General features: G+C 42.3%; 19 protein-coding genes and 1 other RNA gene. 6 read left to right on the top strand and 14 right to left on the bottom strand.

The window, feature by feature from the left end:
* Positions 1–30: 30 nt before the first annotated feature.
* The gene (locus DLM75_RS22605) at positions 31–477 is read left to right on the top strand and encodes a DoxX family protein (protein ID WP_118970776.1); all 447 of its coding nucleotides are present in this window, start codon (positions 31–33) and stop codon (positions 475–477) included.
* A 410-nt stretch (positions 478–887) separates the two neighbouring features.
* Here DLM75_RS22605 and DLM75_RS22600 read toward each other — a convergent pair whose 3' ends face one another.
* Both DLM75_RS22600 and rnpB read right to left on the bottom strand, forming a co-directional pair.
* On the bottom strand, positions 888–1310 hold the full coding sequence (locus DLM75_RS22600; protein WP_118970775.1) for an acyl-CoA thioesterase: 423 nt from the start codon (positions 1308–1310) through the stop codon (positions 888–890).
* A 742-nt stretch (positions 1311–2052) separates the two neighbouring features.
* An RNA gene (rnpB, locus tag DLM75_RS22590) (RNase P RNA component class A) lies at positions 2053–2451 on the bottom strand.
* A gap of 126 nt (positions 2452–2577) precedes the next feature.
* Here rnpB and DLM75_RS22585 point away from each other — a divergent pair.
* The 3 genes from DLM75_RS22585 to DLM75_RS22575 all read left to right on the top strand — a co-directional run bounded on the left by DLM75_RS22585 (position 2578) and on the right by DLM75_RS22575 (position 4527).
* On the top strand, positions 2578–3027 hold the full coding sequence (locus tag DLM75_RS22585) for a tetratricopeptide repeat protein (protein WP_118970773.1): 450 nt from the start codon (positions 2578–2580) through the stop codon (positions 3025–3027).
* 193 nt (positions 3028–3220) lie between these two features.
* Positions 3221–3508, top strand: coding sequence for a ribosome hibernation-promoting factor, HPF/YfiA family (gene hpf / locus DLM75_RS22580; protein ID WP_069609281.1), 288 nt, complete (start codon positions 3221–3223; stop codon positions 3506–3508).
* Between the two features lie 77 nt (positions 3509–3585).
* Entirely contained in the window at positions 3586–4527 is a 942-nt protein-coding gene (locus DLM75_RS22575; RefSeq protein WP_118970772.1) for a tetratricopeptide repeat protein, read from the top strand.
* An 897-nt stretch (positions 4528–5424) separates the two neighbouring features.
* Here DLM75_RS22575 and DLM75_RS22570 read toward each other — a convergent pair.
* From DLM75_RS22570 to DLM75_RS22555, 4 genes are all read right to left on the bottom strand, one after another.
* Entirely contained in the window at positions 5425–5982 is a 558-nt protein-coding gene (locus tag DLM75_RS22570) for an LIMLP_12425 family protein (RefSeq protein ID WP_118970771.1), read from the bottom strand.
* Positions 5983–5989: 7 nt separating this feature from the next.
* Positions 5990–6592, bottom strand: coding sequence for an RNA polymerase sigma factor (locus DLM75_RS22565; RefSeq protein ID WP_118970770.1), 603 nt, complete (start codon positions 6590–6592; stop codon positions 5990–5992).
* Between the two features lie 84 nt (positions 6593–6676).
* Positions 6677–7036, bottom strand: coding sequence for a PilZ domain-containing protein (locus tag DLM75_RS22560; protein WP_118970769.1), 360 nt, complete (start codon positions 7034–7036; stop codon positions 6677–6679).
* Between the two features lie 128 nt (positions 7037–7164).
* Positions 7165–8619 carry an MBOAT family O-acyltransferase gene (locus DLM75_RS22555; RefSeq protein ID WP_118970768.1) on the bottom strand — a complete coding sequence of 485 codons (1455 nt, stop codon included), beginning with the start codon at positions 8617–8619 and terminating at the stop codon, positions 7165–7167.
* 177 nt (positions 8620–8796) lie between these two features.
* On the opposite strand from DLM75_RS22555, the gene DLM75_RS22550 reads away from it, so the two are divergent.
* Positions 8797–9402 (top strand): DUF3332 domain-containing protein, encoded by a 606-nt coding sequence (locus DLM75_RS22550; protein WP_118970793.1) that lies wholly within the window; start codon positions 8797–8799, stop codon positions 9400–9402.
* Positions 9403–9435: 33 nt separating this feature from the next.
* Here DLM75_RS22550 and DLM75_RS22545 read toward each other — a convergent pair whose 3' ends face one another.
* The 4 genes from DLM75_RS22545 to DLM75_RS22530 form a co-directional block, all read right to left on the bottom strand.
* On the bottom strand, positions 9436–9891 hold the full coding sequence (locus tag DLM75_RS22545; RefSeq protein ID WP_118970792.1) for a DUF192 domain-containing protein: 456 nt from the start codon (positions 9889–9891) through the stop codon (positions 9436–9438).
* A gap of 272 nt (positions 9892–10163) precedes the next feature.
* Positions 10164–10937 carry an enoyl-CoA hydratase/isomerase family protein gene (locus tag DLM75_RS22540; protein ID WP_118970767.1) on the bottom strand — a complete coding sequence of 258 codons (774 nt, stop codon included), beginning with the start codon at positions 10935–10937 and terminating at the stop codon, positions 10164–10166.
* An 8-nt stretch (positions 10938–10945) separates the two neighbouring features.
* Entirely contained in the window at positions 10946–12328 is a 1383-nt protein-coding gene (locus DLM75_RS22535; RefSeq protein ID WP_118970766.1) for a PP2C family protein-serine/threonine phosphatase, read from the bottom strand.
* On the bottom strand, positions 12303–12656 hold the full coding sequence (locus tag DLM75_RS22530; RefSeq protein WP_118970765.1) for a hypothetical protein: 354 nt from the start codon (positions 12654–12656) through the stop codon (positions 12303–12305). Before DLM75_RS22530 ends, DLM75_RS22535 begins: the two co-directional genes overlap by 26 nt.
* A 158-nt stretch (positions 12657–12814) precedes the next feature.
* Between DLM75_RS22530 and DLM75_RS22525 the strand changes: the two genes are divergently transcribed.
* Positions 12815–13855, top strand: a complete 1041-nt coding sequence (locus tag DLM75_RS22525) for a hypothetical protein (RefSeq protein WP_118970764.1) — start codon at positions 12815–12817, stop codon at positions 13853–13855.
* A gap of 611 nt (positions 13856–14466) precedes the next feature.
* Here DLM75_RS22525 and tmpT read toward each other — a convergent pair.
* From tmpT to DLM75_RS22505, 4 genes are all read right to left on the bottom strand, one after another.
* The gene (gene tmpT / locus DLM75_RS22520; RefSeq protein ID WP_118970763.1) at positions 14467–15105 is read right to left on the bottom strand and encodes a thiopurine S-methyltransferase; all 639 of its coding nucleotides are present in this window, start codon (positions 15103–15105) and stop codon (positions 14467–14469) included.
* A gap of 475 nt (positions 15106–15580) precedes the next feature.
* On the bottom strand, positions 15581–15838 hold the full coding sequence (locus DLM75_RS22515) for a hypothetical protein (RefSeq protein ID WP_147456694.1): 258 nt from the start codon (positions 15836–15838) through the stop codon (positions 15581–15583).
* A 127-nt stretch (positions 15839–15965) separates the two neighbouring features.
* Complete coding sequence (locus tag DLM75_RS22510; RefSeq protein ID WP_118970761.1) at positions 15966–18059, bottom strand: methyl-accepting chemotaxis protein; 2094 nt, start codon at positions 18057–18059, stop codon at positions 15966–15968.
* Positions 18060–18093: 34 nt separating this feature from the next.
* Positions 18094–19638, bottom strand: coding sequence for an LA_0442/LA_0875 N-terminal domain-containing protein (locus DLM75_RS22505; RefSeq protein WP_118970760.1), 1545 nt, complete (start codon positions 19636–19638; stop codon positions 18094–18096).
* Between the last annotated feature and the right edge of the window lie 309 nt (positions 19639–19947).

Below are 19947 nucleotides of genomic sequence, written 5' to 3'. Positions count from 1 at the left end.
GTATTGAGAGTTGATAGAAGGAGAATCATTATGTTAGAAACACTTTTTTCCACAAATTCCGATCTTGGCCCTTTTCTTTTAAGGGTGGTATTAGGACTCGTAATCTTTCCACACGGAGCGCAAAAACTCCTCGGATGGTTCGGCGGCTACGGTTTCAAAGGAACCATGGGTTATTTTACGGGGACCGTCGGACTTCCTGCGATCGTGGCTTTCCTTGTCATCATCGGAGAATCTCTCGGTTCCGTCGCGCTCGTGTTCGGACTTCTCACTCGTTTTACCGCGTTGAGCATCGCGATCATTATGTTAGGAGCGGCCTTTTTGGTTCACAGAGAAAACGGCTTCTTTATCAACTGGTTCGGTGCGCAAAAAGGAGAAGGATATGAATTCCATCTTCTTGCGATCGGTGCCGCCTTGGCCCTGGTTCTTACGGGTGCAGGTGCGTTTTCCTTGGACACTTGGATCTTAAGCTTACTTTAGAATTCTATTGTATAAAGTTTAGAGAATATGATCGATTGAGAGGAAATTCTAAGAAGAATGTCTGTTTCTTTTTTCGGACATTCTTCGAGTTTTCAAGTCTTGTCTAAAGAAGACAAAATTTAAAAGAGCTTCCGTTTCTTAGGAGAAAAGAGTATTTACATTTTTATCAATAGATGACAAAAAAATAAGAATCAAGCTCGCTCCTTAAAAAAACGTACCCATGATTTGAATTCTTCCCCGCGCAAAGTGCCCGTGCCCTTTCTCCAATTTAAAATTAAATCGTAATTCCTGTAAAAAGAGATTCTTTCGAGAAATCTTTTTTTCTCCGCAAAAATTCATTCTCGTCCAAAAGAGATCGAATCTTCCTTCCGAGATCGGAAAATTAATTTTATCTGCGTTTCAGAAGAAAGTTAGGTTTGCCCTTGGAAAAAAAGAGTCTTATAGACTTCCGGAAGTTGTGTCGGTTTTTGAGTCGCAAAGTTGAACCAGAGAAACTCTCCCTTTGCAGTCGAAACACATTCTCCTTCTTGATTCCACATCGTACAAGAGATGTGAAAGGAGCGGGAAGTAACGGAATCGACCTGTAAGGTGATATCCAAGACTTCCGGATAACGAACCTGTTTTCTATAATCAACTTCGATATGAGTGATCACGGGTCCGCCGGTCGAGGGACGATCCGGTGAATCCCAGAGCTTCAAATCGGAAAAGTAATTCGCCCTCGCGTTCTCAAAATACTTGGCATAGACTACGTGATTCACGTGCCCAAAAGCATCCATGTCTCCCCAGGCGACTTTCTGAGAGTAACTGTATTGATAACGAATCGGCTTTGGCATTGTCTTTGATTCTTCCTTGAATGGATCCAGCGTTCCGGTCCAAACTCAATTTTTAATTCAATAGATTCGATTTATGTAAATTAGGATTTTAGAAAACATTTCTATAAATCGAATTCTGATCTCACCGCTTTTGCGAAGTTCGTATAAACGCCTAGCAACCCTGCTCCAAAGCAAATCTCGCCGCTTTGACGAAGTTCGAATAAACGCGCGAGCATCCCAACTCCAAAGTGAATCTCGCCGTTTTGACGAAGTTCGTATAAACGCGCAAACGAGCCCGCTCCAAACCCGAAACACATTGCTTTCACGCAGTTCGTATAAACGCACGAACATCCCAACTCCAAAACAAATCTCATCGTTTTGACGAAGTTCGTATAAACGCATGAACAGCCCCGCTCCAAATCAAAACCCGTCGTTTCCACGAAGTTCGTATATACGCCCAATATCCCCGCTCAAAAGCAAATCTCACCGTTTTGACGAAGTTCGTATAAACGCGCAAACATCCCCGCTCCAAAGCAAATCCCACCGCTTTCACGAAGTTCGTATAATCGCGCAAACAATCCCGCTCCAAAGCAAATCCCGCCGTTTCCACGAAGTTCGTATATACGCAAAATCGGAACCGTCCGTCGAAGTCCCTACTTTCAGCTTTTGCAAAGGTTAAAAAGCTGAATTGCTACCACCTTCTTCTGCCTAAACCGCTTTTGCGACTCCAGGCCGAAGTTTCATTCTTCTTTCAAAAATATTTCGGCGCATTCTGCCTATAAGCCGGATTCTGTCCTCTCCGAAGAGATGGATGGCCATTTATCTTGCTCCGAAAGTTACCGATCGGAGTCCTTGCTCTCTACCCGCAACCCCGCGGAAACGGCTAAAGGTTGCCTATTTGAGATTGCACCCGGGAGGGTTTACCATTCCCGACTTCTCTCGAACTCGGAGGTGGGCTCTTACCCCGCCATTTCACCCTTACCTCTGCAGAATTGCTTCCGAAAAGGCGGTTTCTTTTCTGTTGCACTGTCCATACCCTAACCCTTGAAATTGCTTTCAAGAATCAAAATTCCGGGAATTACCCGGTCCCGTGTTTCCTGGTGTCCGGACTTTCCTCACCCTTCTCATTTCTGGGAAGTAGCGCGACCATCTGGCAGAATGCTTGAGATAGACAATTTTAGAAGCCCTCCTCAGAACCAGAAAAAAAAGAAAGAATCTGAGATTCTCCCCGAAAACTGGCACGGCACTTGCATATATCTATACAGAAGCCGGATTTAGGGGTGATAAGATGAACAAGTTTATAACAGTTGCTCTCTTTTTAAGCATTTTTACTGGACTTTATGCTATGCCTGAGGCCCAAAAGGTCGAGGAAGAGCTTATTAAGTTTACACCAGAGAATGAAATCCAACTCGCAAACAAGCTGAGTGCCCTGGGAAGTCTCAAACAAAAAGTGAGAGATTACAACTCAGCGATTGAACTCTATAACAAATCCCTCACAGTTCGTGAAAAAATAGGAGAGAAAGAATCTTCCGGATACGCTCTGGTTCTTTATCTCAAGTCCATCTCCGAGTTTCGCCAAGGAAAATCTTGCCAAGCTCTGGAAAACATTAAGAACGTAATTTCAATTTATCAAAAAATCGGGGATATCGACGCGGCCCTCAATGCGGAAGAAGAAGCTTATAAAAAATACCAAGAAGCTTGTTCCATCCACATGGAGAACGTTGCGAACGCGCAATAACTCAAGTAATTTGAGCCCATTAATTCATCCCATCTCTAGTTCTAACTGACTTGGCCCGCCCGAAAGGGCGGGATTTTTTTTTGATTTGACTCTTCTCCTTTCAAGACTAACCTGAAATTCCGGATCTTTGGTGTTTATGACTCCTCTCTTCGTCTAAACTGATCCGGGTTAAAAAAATAATTCGGAGCCGCCTATGAAAATAAATTATAATTGGAAGAATGTAGATCATTCGAAAGCCGCCGAAGAATATGCAGATAGTAAACTGGATCGTGTTTCAAAATATCTCCATTCCGTTCAATCGTTCGAGATCTCTTTCGAAATGATTCATGGAGAGGTGAGTGCGAATCTCAATCTGCACGGAGACGGAAATAAATTCAACGCACAAAATTCTAACAAAGATATCTACGCTTGCATCGACGGTTTGGAAGATAAGATCGTAAAACAAGTCAGCAAACACCACGATAAGAAAGCCACTCACTGATTCTATTTCGAAAGTCACCGCAACACTCCGGTGGAATGAAGATTTCCGCCGGATTCCAATCCAAAGAATAATTCTCAATGTCCTTTTCCCGAAAATTAGAAGAAGCGAATCAATATCTTTCCGATGGAGATTTTGAAAAGGCAAAGAAGAATTTTGATTCTCTCTTAAACGAAGATCCCGAGCACCCGGAGGTGATCGCCGGATTCTTCATTGCATCGTATTGGGACAATCGACTGGATCGAATTCACAACGCAAAAGAAGGAAGGGAAAGAAGTCATCTTCTTGTTCAATATTTTTCGGAGTTCCAGAACTCCTTCGAACTCAAAAAATTTACGGGAACGTCTTCGTTTCGTTGTATTTCGGAATCGGTTCTTTCCGAAGCAGTGGATCAACTGAAGATCTCGGTTCAAAGGGAAGGTTTGCATTTTCAAGACCCGTCCGCGCTTTTGGGACTCATCCGCGAACTGATCCGTTTTCGGGATTATAGAAACGCGCTCGAAATTTTGAACTACGCTTCTTCCGTGGAAAGGAATTCTCCCGAGTTTCTCTATCTTCGCGCAGAATCGCTTTTTCAAACCGGAGAAGAAAGAAGGGCTCTCATCTTGTTTCGGGAAGCGTTTCTCAAAGATCCTACCGCCGCCCCACTTTCGGTGATCAAGTCGGAACCGATTCTGAACTGGATAGAAACCCTAAAAAGTTCCTACCAAGAAGAATCGGATCTAAAAGAAGTGCTTCCGGTCGTCCTCGCAGAAAGAGGAATCTTTGAAGAGACCAGAAACTATTCCGAAAAGGAACTCTTAGAATATTATAAAAACTTAATCCGCCTAAAAGACACTCTGAATTCCAGAAAAGATCTCTACGATTTCAAAATCCGTTGTAGAATCCTCCAACACGCCTGTCTGATTTTGGACGTTTGCCGAGGTATGCAATACAGCGAAATTTTCCAAGAATCCAAGAGAATCTTGGATTCCGTCGATCCCGGTTTTTTTCAAAGAAGACAGGATGGAATTCGGAAATAAGAAGTTTTTTTGAACGAAAACTCTGTTCCAGAATTTTCATTCGAATCGAAAGAATGATCTCGGTTCTTTGCTGGATTCGCTTTTGAAGGAGATTCTTACTTTGAAAACTTGCCAAATGTAAGAGTTCCTACTTTTGTAATACGGAAAGTCAGCTTTTGTAAATGATTCTTACGTTGAAACATTCCTAAAAGTTAGAGATCCTACTTTTTACATACGGAAAAGAGTCAGCTTTTGAAAACAATGCTTACTTTGAAAATTCCCCAAAAGTAAGAGTTCCTACTTTTGAAATACGAAAGAGTCAGCTTTTGCAAACGATTCTTACTTTGAAAAATCCCTAAAAGCAGGAGTTCCTACTTTTACATACGAAAAAGAGTCAGCTTTTGCAAACGATTCTTACTTTAAAAACTTCTCAAAAGTAAGAGTTCCTACTTTTGTAATACGGAAAGTCAGCTTTTGTAAATGATTCTTACGTTGAAACATTCCTAAAAGCAGGAGTTCCTACTTTTACATACGAAAAAGAGTCAGCTTTTGCAAATGATTCTTACTTTGAAACATTCCTAAAAGTTATAGATCCTACTTTTTACATACGGAAAACAGTCAGCTTTCGCAAACGATTCTTACTTTGAAAAATCCCTAAAAGCAGGAGTTCCTACTTTTACATACGAAAAAGAGTCAGCTTTCGCAAACGATTCTGACTTTGAAAACTCCCGAAAAGTAAGAGGTCCTACTTTTGAAATCTTAAATAGGAAGAACATAAAGAACTTGGGACCAAGTCAGTTTGAAGGCGAGCATTTCGAAAGGAAAGAATTGGAAAAATGGCTTAAAGGAATTTGCCGTTCCTAAATGAGAACGGCAAAAATTTTCTTAAGGAAAAGAAAAGAAAAAAGATGGAGAGGCTTACTTTCCCTGCGTCATCTCTAAAATTTTACCTAATTCTTCAGCGGTTCTCAGATCTCCCTTTTCGGAAAAATATCTCTGGAGCGAATCCAAGGTTTTTTTGGCTTCTGCGTTCGCCGGAATTTGTTTCAATAGAACCGCGTCGAGTTCCGCCTGAAAAGATCCGGAAGAAGGAATATCCTTAAAATTACCGGATTCATTTTGGCCGAATACGGTTCCGGATCTTTCCGTTCGTATCGGTGACGTGGATGTCTGAAAGCGATTGTACGAGACGAATACGATGGCCAATGCCAAAGCGGCAGAGAAAGAAAGTTGTAAACCACGGTTGGAAAGAACGTTTTCTCGGATTCTTTCCCATCCTCTTTCGGGTTCGGGCTGTATTTGTTGGAGTTGGTTTTTCAATCGGAGGGAGAATTCTTCACTCAGCAAAATCGAGCTGAGTTCTTTCTTTCGGAGTTCGGACATCGTCTTTACGAGAGAATTTTCTATCTTGAGAAGATCCCCGTCCTCTTTTCTCAGAAAGAGCGGAACCTTGAATTTTGATTGTAAACTTTTCATCTTTTTTCTACCTGAAGTATCCTTCACCCTTGCCGTCTTGTAAAATCAAATGTTTTAGAAATTCTTTCGCCTTAAAGAGCCTGCTCTTTACGGTTCCTACGTTCGTCCCCAGAACTTCTGCGATCTCCGCGTAGGACATTTCTTCGAAATATCTCAGTTCGATGACCTCTTTGTAGAGATCTTCCAACTCGTTGATTTTGCTAATTAGATAGTTGGACTCATCACTAAGTTCAATTTTTTTTTCGAAACCAACCCTCTCATCCGTGACTTGGTATTCCTTATCGTCCATGGAATTCTCTTTAGCTCGTTTCCGTTTCGCTAACAAGTCCTTCGATTTGTTCACGACAATCCGGTACAACCAGGTATAGACTCCGGATTCGGCTCGGAAATTGCGGATGGAACGATATCCTGAAATCAATGCGTCTTGAACGATATCCTCCGCGTCATCTCCGTCTTTGACCATGGAGATGGCCTTTCGAAAAAGTCTTTCCCGAAATGGATTCACGAGTTGAATATAGGCTTCGTCATCACCCTCTTTGATTTTTTTAAGAAGGCCGATTTCGATTTCCCGCAGAGTTGGTTTTTTTGGGGTGATTTGTTTTTGGTCCATGCTTGTAAAAGTTGAATCCTGAATTCAAGGATCCTCAAGGAAGCGGATATGGCAATCCGGAAAATAGGATGAAAGAAGAATGGTTTAAGGATCTTGCAATGAGAGATTGATCAGAACCAGCGTTTCAGTAAGAATCATAGGCATTCGAAAACGAATTCCGTAGACATATCTCAATTTATGATCGATCGTTTCCGGACCGGACCATACGATATCGCCTTCAAACTCGAGACGTCTCGAAGTCTTTTTCTCGATGACCGATCCGCACACCGGTTCCGTCCGCTCCAAATCCTCCCCGTTAAATATCAGACAAATCCCCGTTTCCGAAATATTTCCTAACTTCGCATGAATCGTGATTAAACCGAATTCGATTTGTATGATATAGTCCGCATAGACACCCGGATAGTATCGATGGCTTCTCGGTTGTTGATCAGGGTTTCCGGACATCCAGATCAGGGTTACAGCAGAATCAATGTTTGTCGAGAAGGATTTTCATTGCGAAATTCTTCGACAAGTTGACGAACTACGTTTATCAACGAAGTTGTTTTGTTAGACGAAGTGGACAGGCTAAATCATCAAAACTGAAAGTAGATAAAAGGGACTTCTAGATCCGGAGTCAGAAGAGCCAAGCCAACGAATAAAATTGGATAGAATGCAAACTCGAACCAAACCGGAATATTCCAGCTTTTCTTTTTTTCAAATATGAGATAACCGAGCCACTGCCCTACAAAAACCGCGATGATCACCGGGATCCCGGTTTTCAACATGTAGGGACGTAAACCACCCTCGGTAAAGAGAAACATTCTCTTTACCATGATCCATTCTTTCGTAAGAGATTCTGCACGAAAACAGGTTCCAACAGCGACGGAAACAAAATTTGCCAAAAAGATTTGAATCGGAGCCAGGAGCTTCTCCGGAAGCAATCGAAAATGGGGAAAGTGTTTTTCCTTAATACTTCCGTACATGGCTTCGATCAAAAGAAGGGTTCCCTGACAACTTCCCCAAACGATAAAAGTCCAGTTGGCTCCGTGCCAAAATCCGGCTATAAACATCGTAAACCAAAGATTGAATCTATGACGAAATGCGCCGGCGCGATTTCCACCTAACGAGATGTAGACGTAGTCCCGAAGCCAAGTGGAAAGAGTGATATGCCATCTCCTCCAATATTCCGTAATACTTCTCGCCGTAAAAGGCATTCGAAAGTTTTCCGGAAGTTCATATCCCAGAAGAAGCGCCGCCGAATACGCCATGTCCGTATAACCGCTGAAATCGCAATAGATCTGAATCATAAACAAAGTGGCCGCAAGCCAGAGTGCCGCCGTTCCGTAATTTTCAGGATTTGCGAAGATCAAATCTACGATCGGTGACACGTTATCCGAAAGTACAACTTTCTTGATATAACCCAGGATGAAATAACGGGTCGCTTTGCGAAACGGAATCTCCGTTATATTCTTCATCGTTTCCATCTGCGGAAGAAACGTCCTCGCCGTTACGATCGGTCCCGCGACGAGTTGAGGAAAAAAAGAAACAAAGAGTGCGAATCTCAAAAAACTTTTTTCAGGAAGAATCTGACCTCGATAGACGTCGATCGTATAACTCAAAGATTGGAACGTATAAAACGAAATTCCTACAGGAAGAATGATATTCAAGATCGGAAGAGAATTTCCGATTCCGAACGTTCCAAGAAATAAATTGATCGAATTTGCGAAGAAATTATAGTATTTAAAAAAACCGAGAATAAAAACGAGATTGAGAACCAAGCTGATCGTGATGAGAAGAAATTTGGTTTCCTTGTTCTCGGTTTGGTGGATTCTTTCCGCAAGAACGAAATCGATTACGGTGGAAAGAAGAATCAATCCTCCGAATCTCCAATCCCAGCTCATATAAAAATAGTAGCTAACGGTGAGAAGAAAACTATGTGTAACGGTGAGAGCTTTCGAGTCTTTCCCGAAGAAATAGGGAATTATATACCAGTAGATCAGGAATACGAAGACAAAAAATACAAAAAATTCTAAAGTAGGAAAAAGCAAACTTCTACTCCCGATGTTCCTCTCATGTTTTTCCAAAGCTGGATCCGGTCAAGGAAATATGAGCACCCCGACTTTCTTCTCCCGCTCCAATTTCTCTTATCTGAAAAAAGAAAAATCTTGCATAATTTCGGATTCAAGGATTCACTTCTCAGAAATCTGACAAAGGAGTTGTTTTTCATGCAACAAAGTAAGTTTCGTAAATCTCTCGTCGTTCTCCTCATTCCGATGATCACCTTGATTTCTTTTGCTAATTGTTTTGGTAAATTTGCCATCGTCAAAAAAGTCTATGACGTAAACGAAAGTTTCAATATCGGAAGCGGACTACTCGCAAAGATCATCAAAACTCTCGTTATGTATTTTCCCTTCAGCATTCTCTATGCAGTGGGCTTTTTCTTTGACATCATTCTTTTTAACCTGATCGAATTCTGGTCCGGAAGCAACCCGGTAGGTTACAATGAATATGATCAAGATGGAAAATTCGTAAAAACCTTCGAAAACCAAGGCGAGAAGCTGACTTTAACATATTCTAATTTTGGAAGCAGACTGGATCTTCAGGTGGAAAAGGAAGGAAAGACACAATTTCTTTCCACTCTTCGTTCCGAGCCCGGAAAGTTTTTCGTTGAGAAAGACGGGAAACTCGAAGAAATCGCTGTGAGCGCGGAAACGATCGGTTCCAAAACCATCCTGAAGATGGCAGAGCAAGGAAAATTAAAATCTACAAAAGTGATCGAAACCAAAACGTTAAACGAATTGGAAGCGAAGCTGACAGCAGAAGCCCTTTAAAAAACATTTCAGTAATCGGGGATCCTTCCCCGGTTACTGAGTTGCTTTTACACGATCCGGAATTTTTAGAACTCCGAACTTGCCTATGTTCCTTTTCGCAAACCACCCCTGATTCACTTCAAGAGCATACAAAACCTTCTCGCTTGAATGATAGAGTTCCTTCGTCTGATTCGGCTTCATATCGTGAATGTCCGTAATTCTCTTGTCACGATTGAAATACGCGATACTCAGAGGAATCAAAGTATTCTTCATCCAAAAACTCAAATAATCCGGTTCTGAAAAGACGAAGAGCATTCCTTCGTTTTCCCCCATCGATTTTCGATACATCAATCCACGAGCACGGTCGGCCGGAGTATTCACGACTTCGACGAGAAGAGGATGTTCGTCCACATAGATCGTGATTTTTTCTATCTCTCTCGCGGATATGTTGTATGAAATCGTGAGAAGAAAAAGGAAAATGAAAAAGTATTGGAATCGAAGTCGGAACATTGTTTCGTTTTTTTTGTTTTCCATTGTTTATGCGGAAATCGAATTTTTGATTCTTCTTTTTTGCGCGTTGTCGGAGTTCCGACAACGTACAAGAAGAGAAATTTTTCGTTGCAGAAAACCCGTTTCCGTGATAGGAGAAATTTCCCGTTTTTTCCCGCCTCCACTCCCCTCCACCCAAGATCAGGGCGGGGCCCGGCGAGGTTTTCACGGGAAATCGTCGGTGCTCCTACGGAAAAGTAGGATCTACCACTTTTTTCCCGTTTTTTAAAAGACTAAAAATGAGCCGGTCTTTTTTCCAAGAATGCGCTCATCCCTTCCTTGGACTGACCTCCGTCAAAGCAAGCGCCGAATGCTTTTTCTTCGATCGAGATTCCTTCTTTGAGAGATACGTCCAATCCTTGTTGAATCGTTTTTTTCACCCTCTCGATCGCCTCCGGTCCTTTTTTCAGGATGGAATTCGCAATCATTTTACAAACTCCTAATAGATCGTCGCCCTCTTTCACGAGTTTGTTGAGAATTCCGATTCTATAACCTTCTTCCGCAGTGATCATCTCTCCCGTGAGCACAAGTTCAATCGCTCTCCCGTATCCAATCAATCTTGCGAGTCTCTGCGTTCCTCCGAATCCGGGAATCAGCCCGAGCGAAACTTCCGGTAATCCTAATTTCGCTTTTTCCGAACCGATCCTCATATCACAAGCAAGCGTGAGCTCCATTCCTCCACCTAACGCAAATCCGTTGATTGCCGCGATCGAAACGATCCTAGATTGATGCAATTTTTGGAATACGGAATTCCCAAGTTTGGAAAATTCTTCTCCTTGCGAGATTCCTAATTCCTTCATCTCCGCGATGTCCGCACCTGCTACAAAGGCTTTTCCTTCCCCGGTAAAAATCATCACTCGAATTTCTTTATCTTTTTCCAAAGAATCGATTTCTTGACCGATTTGAGTCAAAACTTCCTTGTTCAATGCGTTGAGCGCGGACGGTCTTTGGATGGTTAGAATTGCGATTTGCCCTTCTTTGTTTACGTTGATTAATTTTTCACTCATTCTTATTTTTACTCCACTTCCACAATGAGAAAGAGGGTGTCATCCTCCAGTGCTACGTTCCCAAAAAATTTCTCCACTGCCTTCTGCACGTTGGCTTTGAAGACGATCAGATCTTTTTCGAAACGATTCTCATTCAATATTTCCAAGAGGCCTTCCGTTCCAAGCTGTTTTCCTTCCTCGTTCTTGTTTTCTATCAACCCGTCGGTGTATAAAAAGAATCGATCCTCTTCTATGAGAGGAAGTTTTACCTGTTCGGCGATCGGCTTTTTAATCCCGAACCCGAGGATCGCACCTTCCGTTTCGATTTCATGGAACTCTTTCTTAAAAGATCCGTGTATCAGATATGGATGTCCGGCGTTGGAAAAGGTAATCTCCTTTGAAATAAAATCCAGAAACATATAAATCGCGGAAGCGTGATACGACTGAAACTGTTTTTGTAAAGAATCGTCTATATAATCCATCAAGCGGGAGGGATGGACTTTGAGAATATAAGGCATCGTAGAGACCATGATTTTTACCATCGAAGCGACCAACGCCGAAGCAATACCGTGCCCCGCGATATCCGTTAGGAAGATTCCTGTGTTTCCTTCCCTTAATTGAACGAAGTCGAAAAAATCACCTCCGATATGATTCGGAGTAATTCTCATCACCTCGTACCGGATTCCTTTGATGCTCAGTCGTCCCGGAAAAAGATTTTCCTGAACCTGCTTTGCAACGGTAAGATCTTGTTGAATGTATTTGTATTCGAGATCGAGCTCGGAAGAAATCGAGATCAATCGTTTTACGATGATCACCGAGGACGTTCCGATGATGATACAAAGGCCATAGACGACATCGGGAACAAAGAGAATTCTCGGAAAATCGTCCAAACCAAGTTCGATCCTCTTTATGGAAACGAAAAAAATATGCAGTGCGATCGCGATGACTCCCGTTAAAAAACAAGAGCCTTTTTTGAGACGAAACATCTGAAAGATTACGATAAGAGAAATGAGTAAGAAGTAGTTATTATAAATCTGTAGGCTTTCCAAATCCTGAAAACTATAAAAGGATTCGTGAAAAAGATTCATCATCAAAAAGATGATCGCGACGTTTGAAATCTGAATCACCGAGGAAAGAAATTTTTCCTGAAAGGAAAGAACCAAACTCATCACGTTGATCAGAAAGATGATTCCCAAATACAAAACTCCTCTTTCCGAATTTCGGACTTCGGGAATCGCAAGGGTCGGATACATCGTAAAGTGAAGAAGAAACGCAAGTCGAATAAAGGACTGATCGATCCGTGTCTGATCCTTCCAAGCCTCCGCCTCGCTGTAGTTGAATTCCCTATCAAAAAAAGTAAAGGGATTCAGGACGCCGGATCGAAATCTATTGAATCGTTTTATCCAAGTCATAGTGTGTGATTTCCGATCCGGAAAGATAAATTTTCATATTCCAACCGGATTCGAGATACTGATCCAATTTTTCGGATATTTCCAGCGCTTCTTTTTCGGTATTCACGCGAATAAAAAAAGAACCGGAGGTCGATTTATAATTATATGGATATCGTTCGTTTAACAAAAGTGTGACTCTTAGGTGATCGGCGCGAGTTTCGATTACGATATGAGAAACATGTTTTCTGTTGATGATTCTTTCATGAATCGGAAGGCTCCAAGGATTGGTTTCCGCGACTGCAGATAGGGTCATAAAAAAAAACGCAGGCAAAAGGAAATAGAACTTCATCGTTTCTGAAATCCCCTAGCCTGGGAACTTTGCGTCCAAATTTATAAGGCTCCCGGAATAGCGCAAACCATTCCGTTTCATACCTCTTTTTTTTTCGAAAATCATACGGATTCGGATTCGAGTTTACATTTTACCCGGACTTTGGAAAAATCTTTCCTATGCATTTATTTCCCGGTAATGTCTTGGAAAAACCTTTCCGAATGATCTGGATCTTCTCCATCTTTTTGTGTTTTTCCTTTTGCAAACCGTCTTCGGATTCAATGGGAAATAATCCATACGCGGAGATCTTTTCAAATCATAAAATAACAAAAGTGGAGCGTTATACGCTCACTCCAAGCTGGGAAACTCGAATCACGACTTTGGATTCAGACGAACAAAACTTTCTTCAAGAATTGAATCGAATCGACGGATTTGAGGATTCTCCGATCCCCGATCCGAATATCGAAGTGTGGAAGAATCGCCTACGCACCGTTAGGAAAAATTTTCCCGATTCCGTAAATTCTATCTTGGACGAGTCGCTTTTTCGGCTGGTCCTTTGTAAGAATTTAGGCGGAACCGGTTTGACCAGTTTTGTATACACTGCAAAAGGTCCAGTGGGTGGCGTCATTTTTTTGGATACCGGGATGCTCACCCAAACTGCGAACGAATGGATTACAAAAAAGGAGAATTCTCCGTTTTACCCCGGAAAAACAAAAGTTTCCGTTGAGATCGAATCGCCGTTAGGCGATGATTTGGAACACACAACGGAATACATCCTTCTTCATGAAATCGGACATCTGATCTCCGTTCGTGAAAAAATCGTTCCAGACTTTAGGGATAAAATCAGAGACTTTAGTACTTTCGAATTTTCTAATGGGATCTGGAAAGGAGAATTGGACTCGATTCTCGATTCACAATTTCCTTTGAGAAAAAAAATCCGCTTCTATACGACTAAACCGATGGATCTCGATTCCAATTGGAATCAAATCTATCCGATTTTAGAAAAAACACCCTTCCCCACTTTGTATTCGGCGATCAGTGGAGACGATTTTTTCGCGGAATCCTTTGTATCCTACGTGCATACCGAGATTCAGAAAAAAACCTGGAGATTACAAATTCTACGCGATCGACAAAAAATATTCGAAATGAAAAACGGGATCCAAGAAGCACGCTGTCGAAGGCAAAAGGAATTTTTGGATCGTTATTTCGGGAAAAAATAGTGGACTAGTTCGGTCTTTCGCCAAGTAAAAAGATTTCCTCGTTTTGGATTTTCTTGCGAGAAGAATCAATTTCCGAAAAAAAGATTAAGAGTATAGACGTTTCCTATTTCAAATCCATTTCTTCGCTAACCAATGGAGGTTGGATTCCCTACGGATCAACGCCTGAAAAGCGAACTTAAATCGGCATCGATTCCTTACATCGAAAAATTCTTTCCGTCTCCTTTCGTAAAATTGCGATCTTACTTTAGATCCATCTCGAGCATTCTCATGATTTTCTAGGATGAAAAACTCATTCACCCCTTAAAAGGAGTACACCTCTAAAAAAATGGATAAATACATTGGTGGTTATTTTTTTGAGACCATCAGTTTACCGGCAATCAAACTTATCCGTCGATTTGCCACCTCTAAAGTGCAAATCGAAAGGCAAAGTCGTATGTGAACCTTCGAAATCCCCCCGTGAAAGTGATCAACATTGAAAATTTCGCTTTTTGAATTACGAGAATCGAAATCGTGATCAAGGAAGTGTAACGGTGCACCTTACTTTGATATTCATTCGATTCCGATCGGAATCGACGGCTATTCCGGCATATTCTATTTTTTGAATGATCGTATTACTTTTTTTGCAACAGCCATACGTTTTCTTTTGCCGGGCAAACCCTTTTCAGTCCGCCTGGAACCTCTTTTGTTTCCACTAAATTCAATTGGTAATGATCGGAATACTGTTTCAGAACCTCTTCGTTCTGAATCGAAAAAGGAGGGCCTCCGATCAAAGTCTGATCGTATTCGTAACAGATCAACAGTTGAGGGGCGTTGTGCGTGATCTTCATTAAATGAGTCGTATAACGATCTCTCATCTCTTTCGGCAACGCAACTAAGGCGGCTCTATCGTAGATCGCATGAATCGTACCAAGTGCCGCCTCGTTCAATTGAAAGATGTCGCCCACAAAGATATCAACATTCTCCGCGCTATATCGATCCAATTCGCCGAGCTTTGTGATCGTAGGCTCTACCCCAAGACCGGAAAACAATTGTTCGATCGCAATCTGACTCAGCTCGGCACCCGCGACCCGATATCCTTTCGAAAGAAGCCAAGCAATGTCGAGTGTCTTACCGCATAACGGGACGAATACGCGATTTCCCGGATTCAAGGACAATTCGTGAAAGTAGGTGACTAAGAACGGATTGGCTTCGCGCTCGTGAAACGCGATCTCATTCTTACTCCATCTCTGATGCCAAAAATTTGCATCCATAAAAACCTCTTCAATAGTTTGCTACAAAGAATCCTTCGGTTTGGAAAGCAGTAAAGCGGGATTTGCATTCTTGAGACAGAAACGCGGCGAAGCGTTTCAAAAGATAGAATCCGGTGTTGTTCCCTACGAAACGATAGAATTTTTTTAAAAGATTCCGGTTTTCGTTTCTCCTTGCGTTCGACATTTAAAGCGCCTATTAGAGCGTGATATACGAAGTCTTTCGATGCGGAACGGATGACAATTTTCGATTATACAAGATTCTTCTAATATACAAACCCGAAAAGAGGGCGAACCTTTGACGATTGGCTCATCTCGTTTTTGGCGGCTCGTTAACGAAGCTCGAACGAAATCTTGATCTTTTGATAACAAGTTGAACTTACACCGTCCATCTTACAAGGTTTGCAGGAGCCGCATTCAACATCTTTCCCGCAGAGTCGTTAAAAGCCGAATCATCGCAACGATTCTTGGATATACATTAGTTTTCTAATTTTCCTTGCGAGTTGACTATTACATACGTATAGATCGCGCATTCGTAGATATTTTTATGAATAGCCGAACAAGGATAAGAGTTGATCGTCGATGCCCAGACGGGTTGGACCGAATGTTCAAAACTATCGTCCGAAAGAGGAAAGTTCTTCTCGATCAATTCTTGGCAAGAAATTAGATTCTTACTGATACCGTAATTGATGTCGGGATCGGAAAGTTTTGATTTCTCTCTTCGATCGGCAAACAAAACATTTCCTAGGAAAAAACCGCGATCCATCCGAATTTAAAAAATTTCAAAGGTTCGATCCTAACTATCAAACACAACAAGCGGAAAGGAGAATCTTATTCCTGCTCTTTCGTCCGTCATTATTATATCAAATTTTTTCGGTTTCCGAAATCTTGAATTTACCGATCAAACGAAGTAATCCCTCTGACTGTTTGTGCATATTACCCGAAAATCCCGTGAGATCGTCGGCTCCACTCGCAATATCCTGGGTACCATCGGAAATGCTCACAATCGTTTTTGTAATTTCTTCGGAAGCTCGTTTCTGTTCTCGAACTGCTTCTTCAATCTGAAGACTAAAACTCATAAGGGAACTTGCGCTTTGATGGATTTTCTCCGTATTCTTTTCCTGAGTATTGACGGAATCCAAAACGTTCTTCGCGGAAACTCCAAACATATCGACGGAACTTCTTAGTTTTGCAAGAATCCCGGACGCCTCTTTTACTTTGCTCGTTCCGTTCATCACGGCGCGATTCGTAGAATCGACAAGCTGGCCGATTTCTTGAACGCTATTGGAAGTCTGGGAAGCGAGTTTGGAAATTTCCTCTGCGACAACGGCGAAACCTTTACCCGCTTCTCCTGCCCTCGCGGCCTCGATCGCGGCGTTTAACGCGAGTAAGTTGGTCTTTTCGGAAATATCGGTGATGATCGATAGGATCTCGTTGATCCTTGACGCGCTATCCCCGATTTCATCCATCGCCTTAGTGGATTGATTCATAGAACTTTCACCGGTGGTCGCCTGTTGTTGCGATTCTCCCGCAAGCGAGGCCAAGGATTGCATTTCCTCATTGATCCGGGCGATTTGTTCTTTGAGAAGAACTACGTTCCCGTCGATATCCTTCATATGAGAAATGGCCTTCACCATCGAATCACCGACGTTCTCCGCAGAAGCCGCGAGCTCTTCGATTGCCGCCGAAGATTCTTCCGAGGCCGAAGCTTGTTCTTGAGCCACGTCATAAAAATTCTTAGAGGATTCCGCCATCTTATCCGAAGTTGCATTGAGAGATTCAGAAGAGCCCTTGATTTCGAATATGATTCCCTTGATATTGTTCTTCATCCGATCCAAGGATTGAAGTAACTTTCCGATTTCATCGGATCTTTCGTAGCTGTTGTTTACCACGAGATTTCCGGAGGCGATTTCTTCCGAAAAAGAAATGGCGGCATTGATTCCTCGAGTAATCAATTTTTGGAATATAAGATTGAATACGATTACGATGGCGATCATCGTAATGAAAGAGGAAGCGACCGTTTCCAAGATGATTTTTCCCAGATTGCTCCAAAAAACTCGATCCGGGACGCTGACTTCCAAAATCCATTTTTTGTCGTAGTTTCCGAGTAAGAACGCGTAGAAAAAATGAGTAGAACCGTCTTTTTTGAGAATCTGAAGATCTTGTTTCTCGCTTCCTTCCAGAATGGTTTTCTTCCATTCAGGATCTTGAATATTCTTTCCCACCAATCCCGGTTCTTTTCCGTTTGCCGCGTAAAATCCTCCCGGTGAAATCAGACTGAGATATCCTTCTCCTTGAAAAGGTCGAATCGGAGCGAGCATCCTTTGCATATTCTCCATCGTGATATCCATCCCAACCACGCCGACGATCTCACCATTTCTCCTAACAGGCTTTACGACCGAAATCATAAGAATCTCTTTACCCGAAACCGGGTATGCAAAAGGATCCGCGATATAGTCTCTTCCCGTTTTTTTGGGCATATTATAAAAATAACCGCTCGCATCTTGGTTTTCGTAATAGACCACCGGTTCCAAAACCAAGGGTTTGTCCGGTCCGGCCGCTTTATTGATGTAAGGAACGAATCTTCCCGTTGCATCATATCCCGTTTTATTAATATACTGCGCGTCCTTGGAATCAAACCTTCCGGGTTCGAATACGGACCAAGCGCCGAAATAATTCGGATCCGTTTTCGCGAGATCTTTCAGTGTTTCGATCGTTTCTTCCCTACTCGGTCTCGCGTGGGAAAGTTGAAATTCCAATCCCCTTAAACCTCCGAGTGCCTTATCAAAAAAATCCTGGATCTCAAGAGCGTATCTCGAAGCAATCAAAGATGAAGAGTCTCTAATATCTTCCGTAAGTTTAAAATAGGTAGTGATGGTGTTGATCGTAGTAATCGCCAAACTACCTGCCAATAAAATGAGAGAAAGATATAACGAAATTCTAAATCGTATGCTCATGTGATTCCTGAACTTTTTTGTTTTTAATAAATAATTAGAAGCTATGCGAAAATCCGATGCTAAACCAGAATAAATGCGCAGGAATCTTTTGTAACAAATAGGATTCCCGAATCGCTTGTCTGAGAGATCCGTCTCCGGCATCCGGAATCAAAGGACTGTTTGCGATCTGATCCAATAAGAATTGATTGATCGGACCGTTTACCTTGGAAGGATCCACAATCAAACCGTCCTTCGAACTTCGGTTGACATAACCGCCGGTCGCGCCGTAGTAATTGTCCGTATCGTACATATACAGATTCGGTCTATAAACGTGATTGCCTTTGATAAAGAATTTTCCGAAGTAAAAAGTCAAACTGCTCGTGATATCCTGGATCCCGTTTCGATTGTCTACGATGTTGTTCGACATTGCATAGCCGATGTTGACGGCAGGAGTGATCCGGAAGAATTTTTCGCTGAAATATTCATGACTCATATAAAGCGAAAGATAATTCTTGCCCGCGGCCAAACCCGCATTCTCCTGGCTCATCTGGGTATAAAAAGAGATCGTAGGAGTGACGTAAGAAAGGAACGGGAGTTGCCAAAAGATATAATACTCCTGCCAGGCGAGCCTCGTGATTTGGTTGGACGTGTTGTTCGAACTCGTCACACCTTGCGCGGCGAGAGAATTATAACCTCCTAATGGAGCGGAAACATAACCGGGGTTTTTGTTAAACGTATTGTAAAACCAAGTTCCTACGGTGAATTTACCCCAGCTCGTTTTTTCAAACGTGTAATAGAATGCGTAGAAAAGACCGTCAGCCCGTTTCATACCGTTCTGTTCTTTGTAAGGCCTCGGGGTCAGACCGCCGCAGGTAGGTCCAGTCGATAAGTTACCGCTCATCAAGTTACTCTGCGTATCATAGACACAACTTTGATTCGCCAAATCGGGATTAGGCGCCGTAAAAGGATTTCCTTGTCCTGGATAAGCAGGCCCCGCTCCTCCGGGAGAAAGTTGAAATCTTCCGTCGTTGTCTCGATCGTTTCTTTCGGTCAACTGAAAGTTTCCCCAAAATTGAACCATAAAACCTTTGAGCGGGGTATTGATGTTGATCGTAGGTTGATAAGAAGGTACGAACGTTGTCGCCGGGTAGCTATCGTTTCTTCTTCGATTTGCGATTTCTCCGGAAAAGCTCAACCCCCTCCAGATAAAGTCGGAGACGATCTCGTGAGTCACGTCGATCGTAGTATCGTTCCCTTGCGTTCCTGCGTGAGGCGGTTCTCTTTCAATGGGCGCGGCGATACCTGCATAAGGGTTGGTATGAGTCGGTTCCGTTTTTGGAGAAGTCGAAGATTTATCGGAAGCCGCCAAGGCATTCTTCCCTTTCTCCTGCGGTTTTTCATAGGTCACGCTTACGACGTTATCCTTATTGATATAACGAATGAAATCTTCGTTCTCCGCGAGGAGTATCTTCTCGTCATCTTCAAGAATTACCTTTCCGCGATAGATCAGACCGTTTTTTAAACGGACGATATCCGCGGCGAGGATCGGGAATGCAAAGAAGAGAAATGCGAAAAAAAATAGAAACGTCTTCGGCCTCATAAAGTTTCCAACCTTATCAATTTTTTATTTCCAAATTTTCCAATTTTCAAAGAGAAATGAAACCGAATTGAAGCTCTGTGTTTTTAACAAACAACCCGGGAAGAATAACAGAAATAGAAACCGAAGGCAAGAATCAACTCAGAAAAAACTTTTTCTTTCGAGCAAGTTCGGTTCGTTGAAATTTCAAGAAGTGCATTCTTTCCTTCAAAGGAGGAAAGAGAATTGAGACAAAACAGCGTCTTTTTAGAGATAATTTTAATAAAAATTCAACTCGTATAAAAAAGAGGAGGTATAGTTTTATAAATCGAA

Source organism: Leptospira stimsonii, assembly GCF_003545885.1.
In the GTDB taxonomy this organism is placed as follows: domain Bacteria; phylum Spirochaetota; class Leptospiria; order Leptospirales; family Leptospiraceae; genus Leptospira; species Leptospira stimsonii.
This window is presented reverse-complemented; position numbering and strand designations above follow the sequence as displayed.

Bases quoted from the DNA above. Each gene is read 5' to 3' on its own strand.
- DLM75_RS22605 (WP_118970776.1), top strand. From the start codon at position 31: ATGTTAGAAACACTTTTTTCCACAAATTCCGATCTTGGCCCTTTTCTT.
- DLM75_RS22600 (WP_118970775.1), bottom strand. From the start codon at position 1,310: ATGCCAAAGCCGATTCGTTATCAATACAGTTACTCTCAGAAAGTCGCC.
- DLM75_RS22585 (WP_118970773.1), top strand. From the start codon at position 2,578: ATGAACAAGTTTATAACAGTTGCTCTCTTTTTAAGCATTTTTACTGGA.
- hpf (WP_069609281.1), top strand. From the start codon at position 3,221: ATGAAAATAAATTATAATTGGAAGAATGTAGATCATTCGAAAGCCGCC.
- DLM75_RS22575 (WP_118970772.1), top strand. From the start codon at position 3,586: ATGTCCTTTTCCCGAAAATTAGAAGAAGCGAATCAATATCTTTCCGAT.
- DLM75_RS22570 (WP_118970771.1), bottom strand. From the start codon at position 5,982: ATGAAAAGTTTACAATCAAAATTCAAGGTTCCGCTCTTTCTGAGAAAA.
- DLM75_RS22565 (WP_118970770.1), bottom strand. From the start codon at position 6,592: ATGGACCAAAAACAAATCACCCCAAAAAAACCAACTCTGCGGGAAATC.
- DLM75_RS22560 (WP_118970769.1), bottom strand. From the start codon at position 7,036: ATGTCCGGAAACCCTGATCAACAACCGAGAAGCCATCGATACTATCCG.
- DLM75_RS22550 (WP_118970793.1), top strand. From the start codon at position 8,797: ATGCAACAAAGTAAGTTTCGTAAATCTCTCGTCGTTCTCCTCATTCCG.
- DLM75_RS22545 (WP_118970792.1), bottom strand. From the start codon at position 9,891: ATGTTCCGACTTCGATTCCAATACTTTTTCATTTTCCTTTTTCTTCTC.
- DLM75_RS22540 (WP_118970767.1), bottom strand. From the start codon at position 10,937: ATGAGTGAAAAATTAATCAACGTAAACAAAGAAGGGCAAATCGCAATT.
- DLM75_RS22535 (WP_118970766.1), bottom strand. From the start codon at position 12,328: ATGACTTGGATAAAACGATTCAATAGATTTCGATCCGGCGTCCTGAAT.
- DLM75_RS22530 (WP_118970765.1), bottom strand. From the start codon at position 12,656: ATGAAGTTCTATTTCCTTTTGCCTGCGTTTTTTTTTATGACCCTATCT.
- DLM75_RS22525 (WP_118970764.1), top strand. From the start codon at position 12,815: ATGCATTTATTTCCCGGTAATGTCTTGGAAAAACCTTTCCGAATGATC.
- tmpT (WP_118970763.1), bottom strand. From the start codon at position 15,105: ATGGATGCAAATTTTTGGCATCAGAGATGGAGTAAGAATGAGATCGCG.
- DLM75_RS22510 (WP_118970761.1), bottom strand. From the start codon at position 18,059: ATGAGCATACGATTTAGAATTTCGTTATATCTTTCTCTCATTTTATTG.
- DLM75_RS22505 (WP_118970760.1), bottom strand. From the start codon at position 19,638: ATGAGGCCGAAGACGTTTCTATTTTTTTTCGCATTTCTCTTCTTTGCA.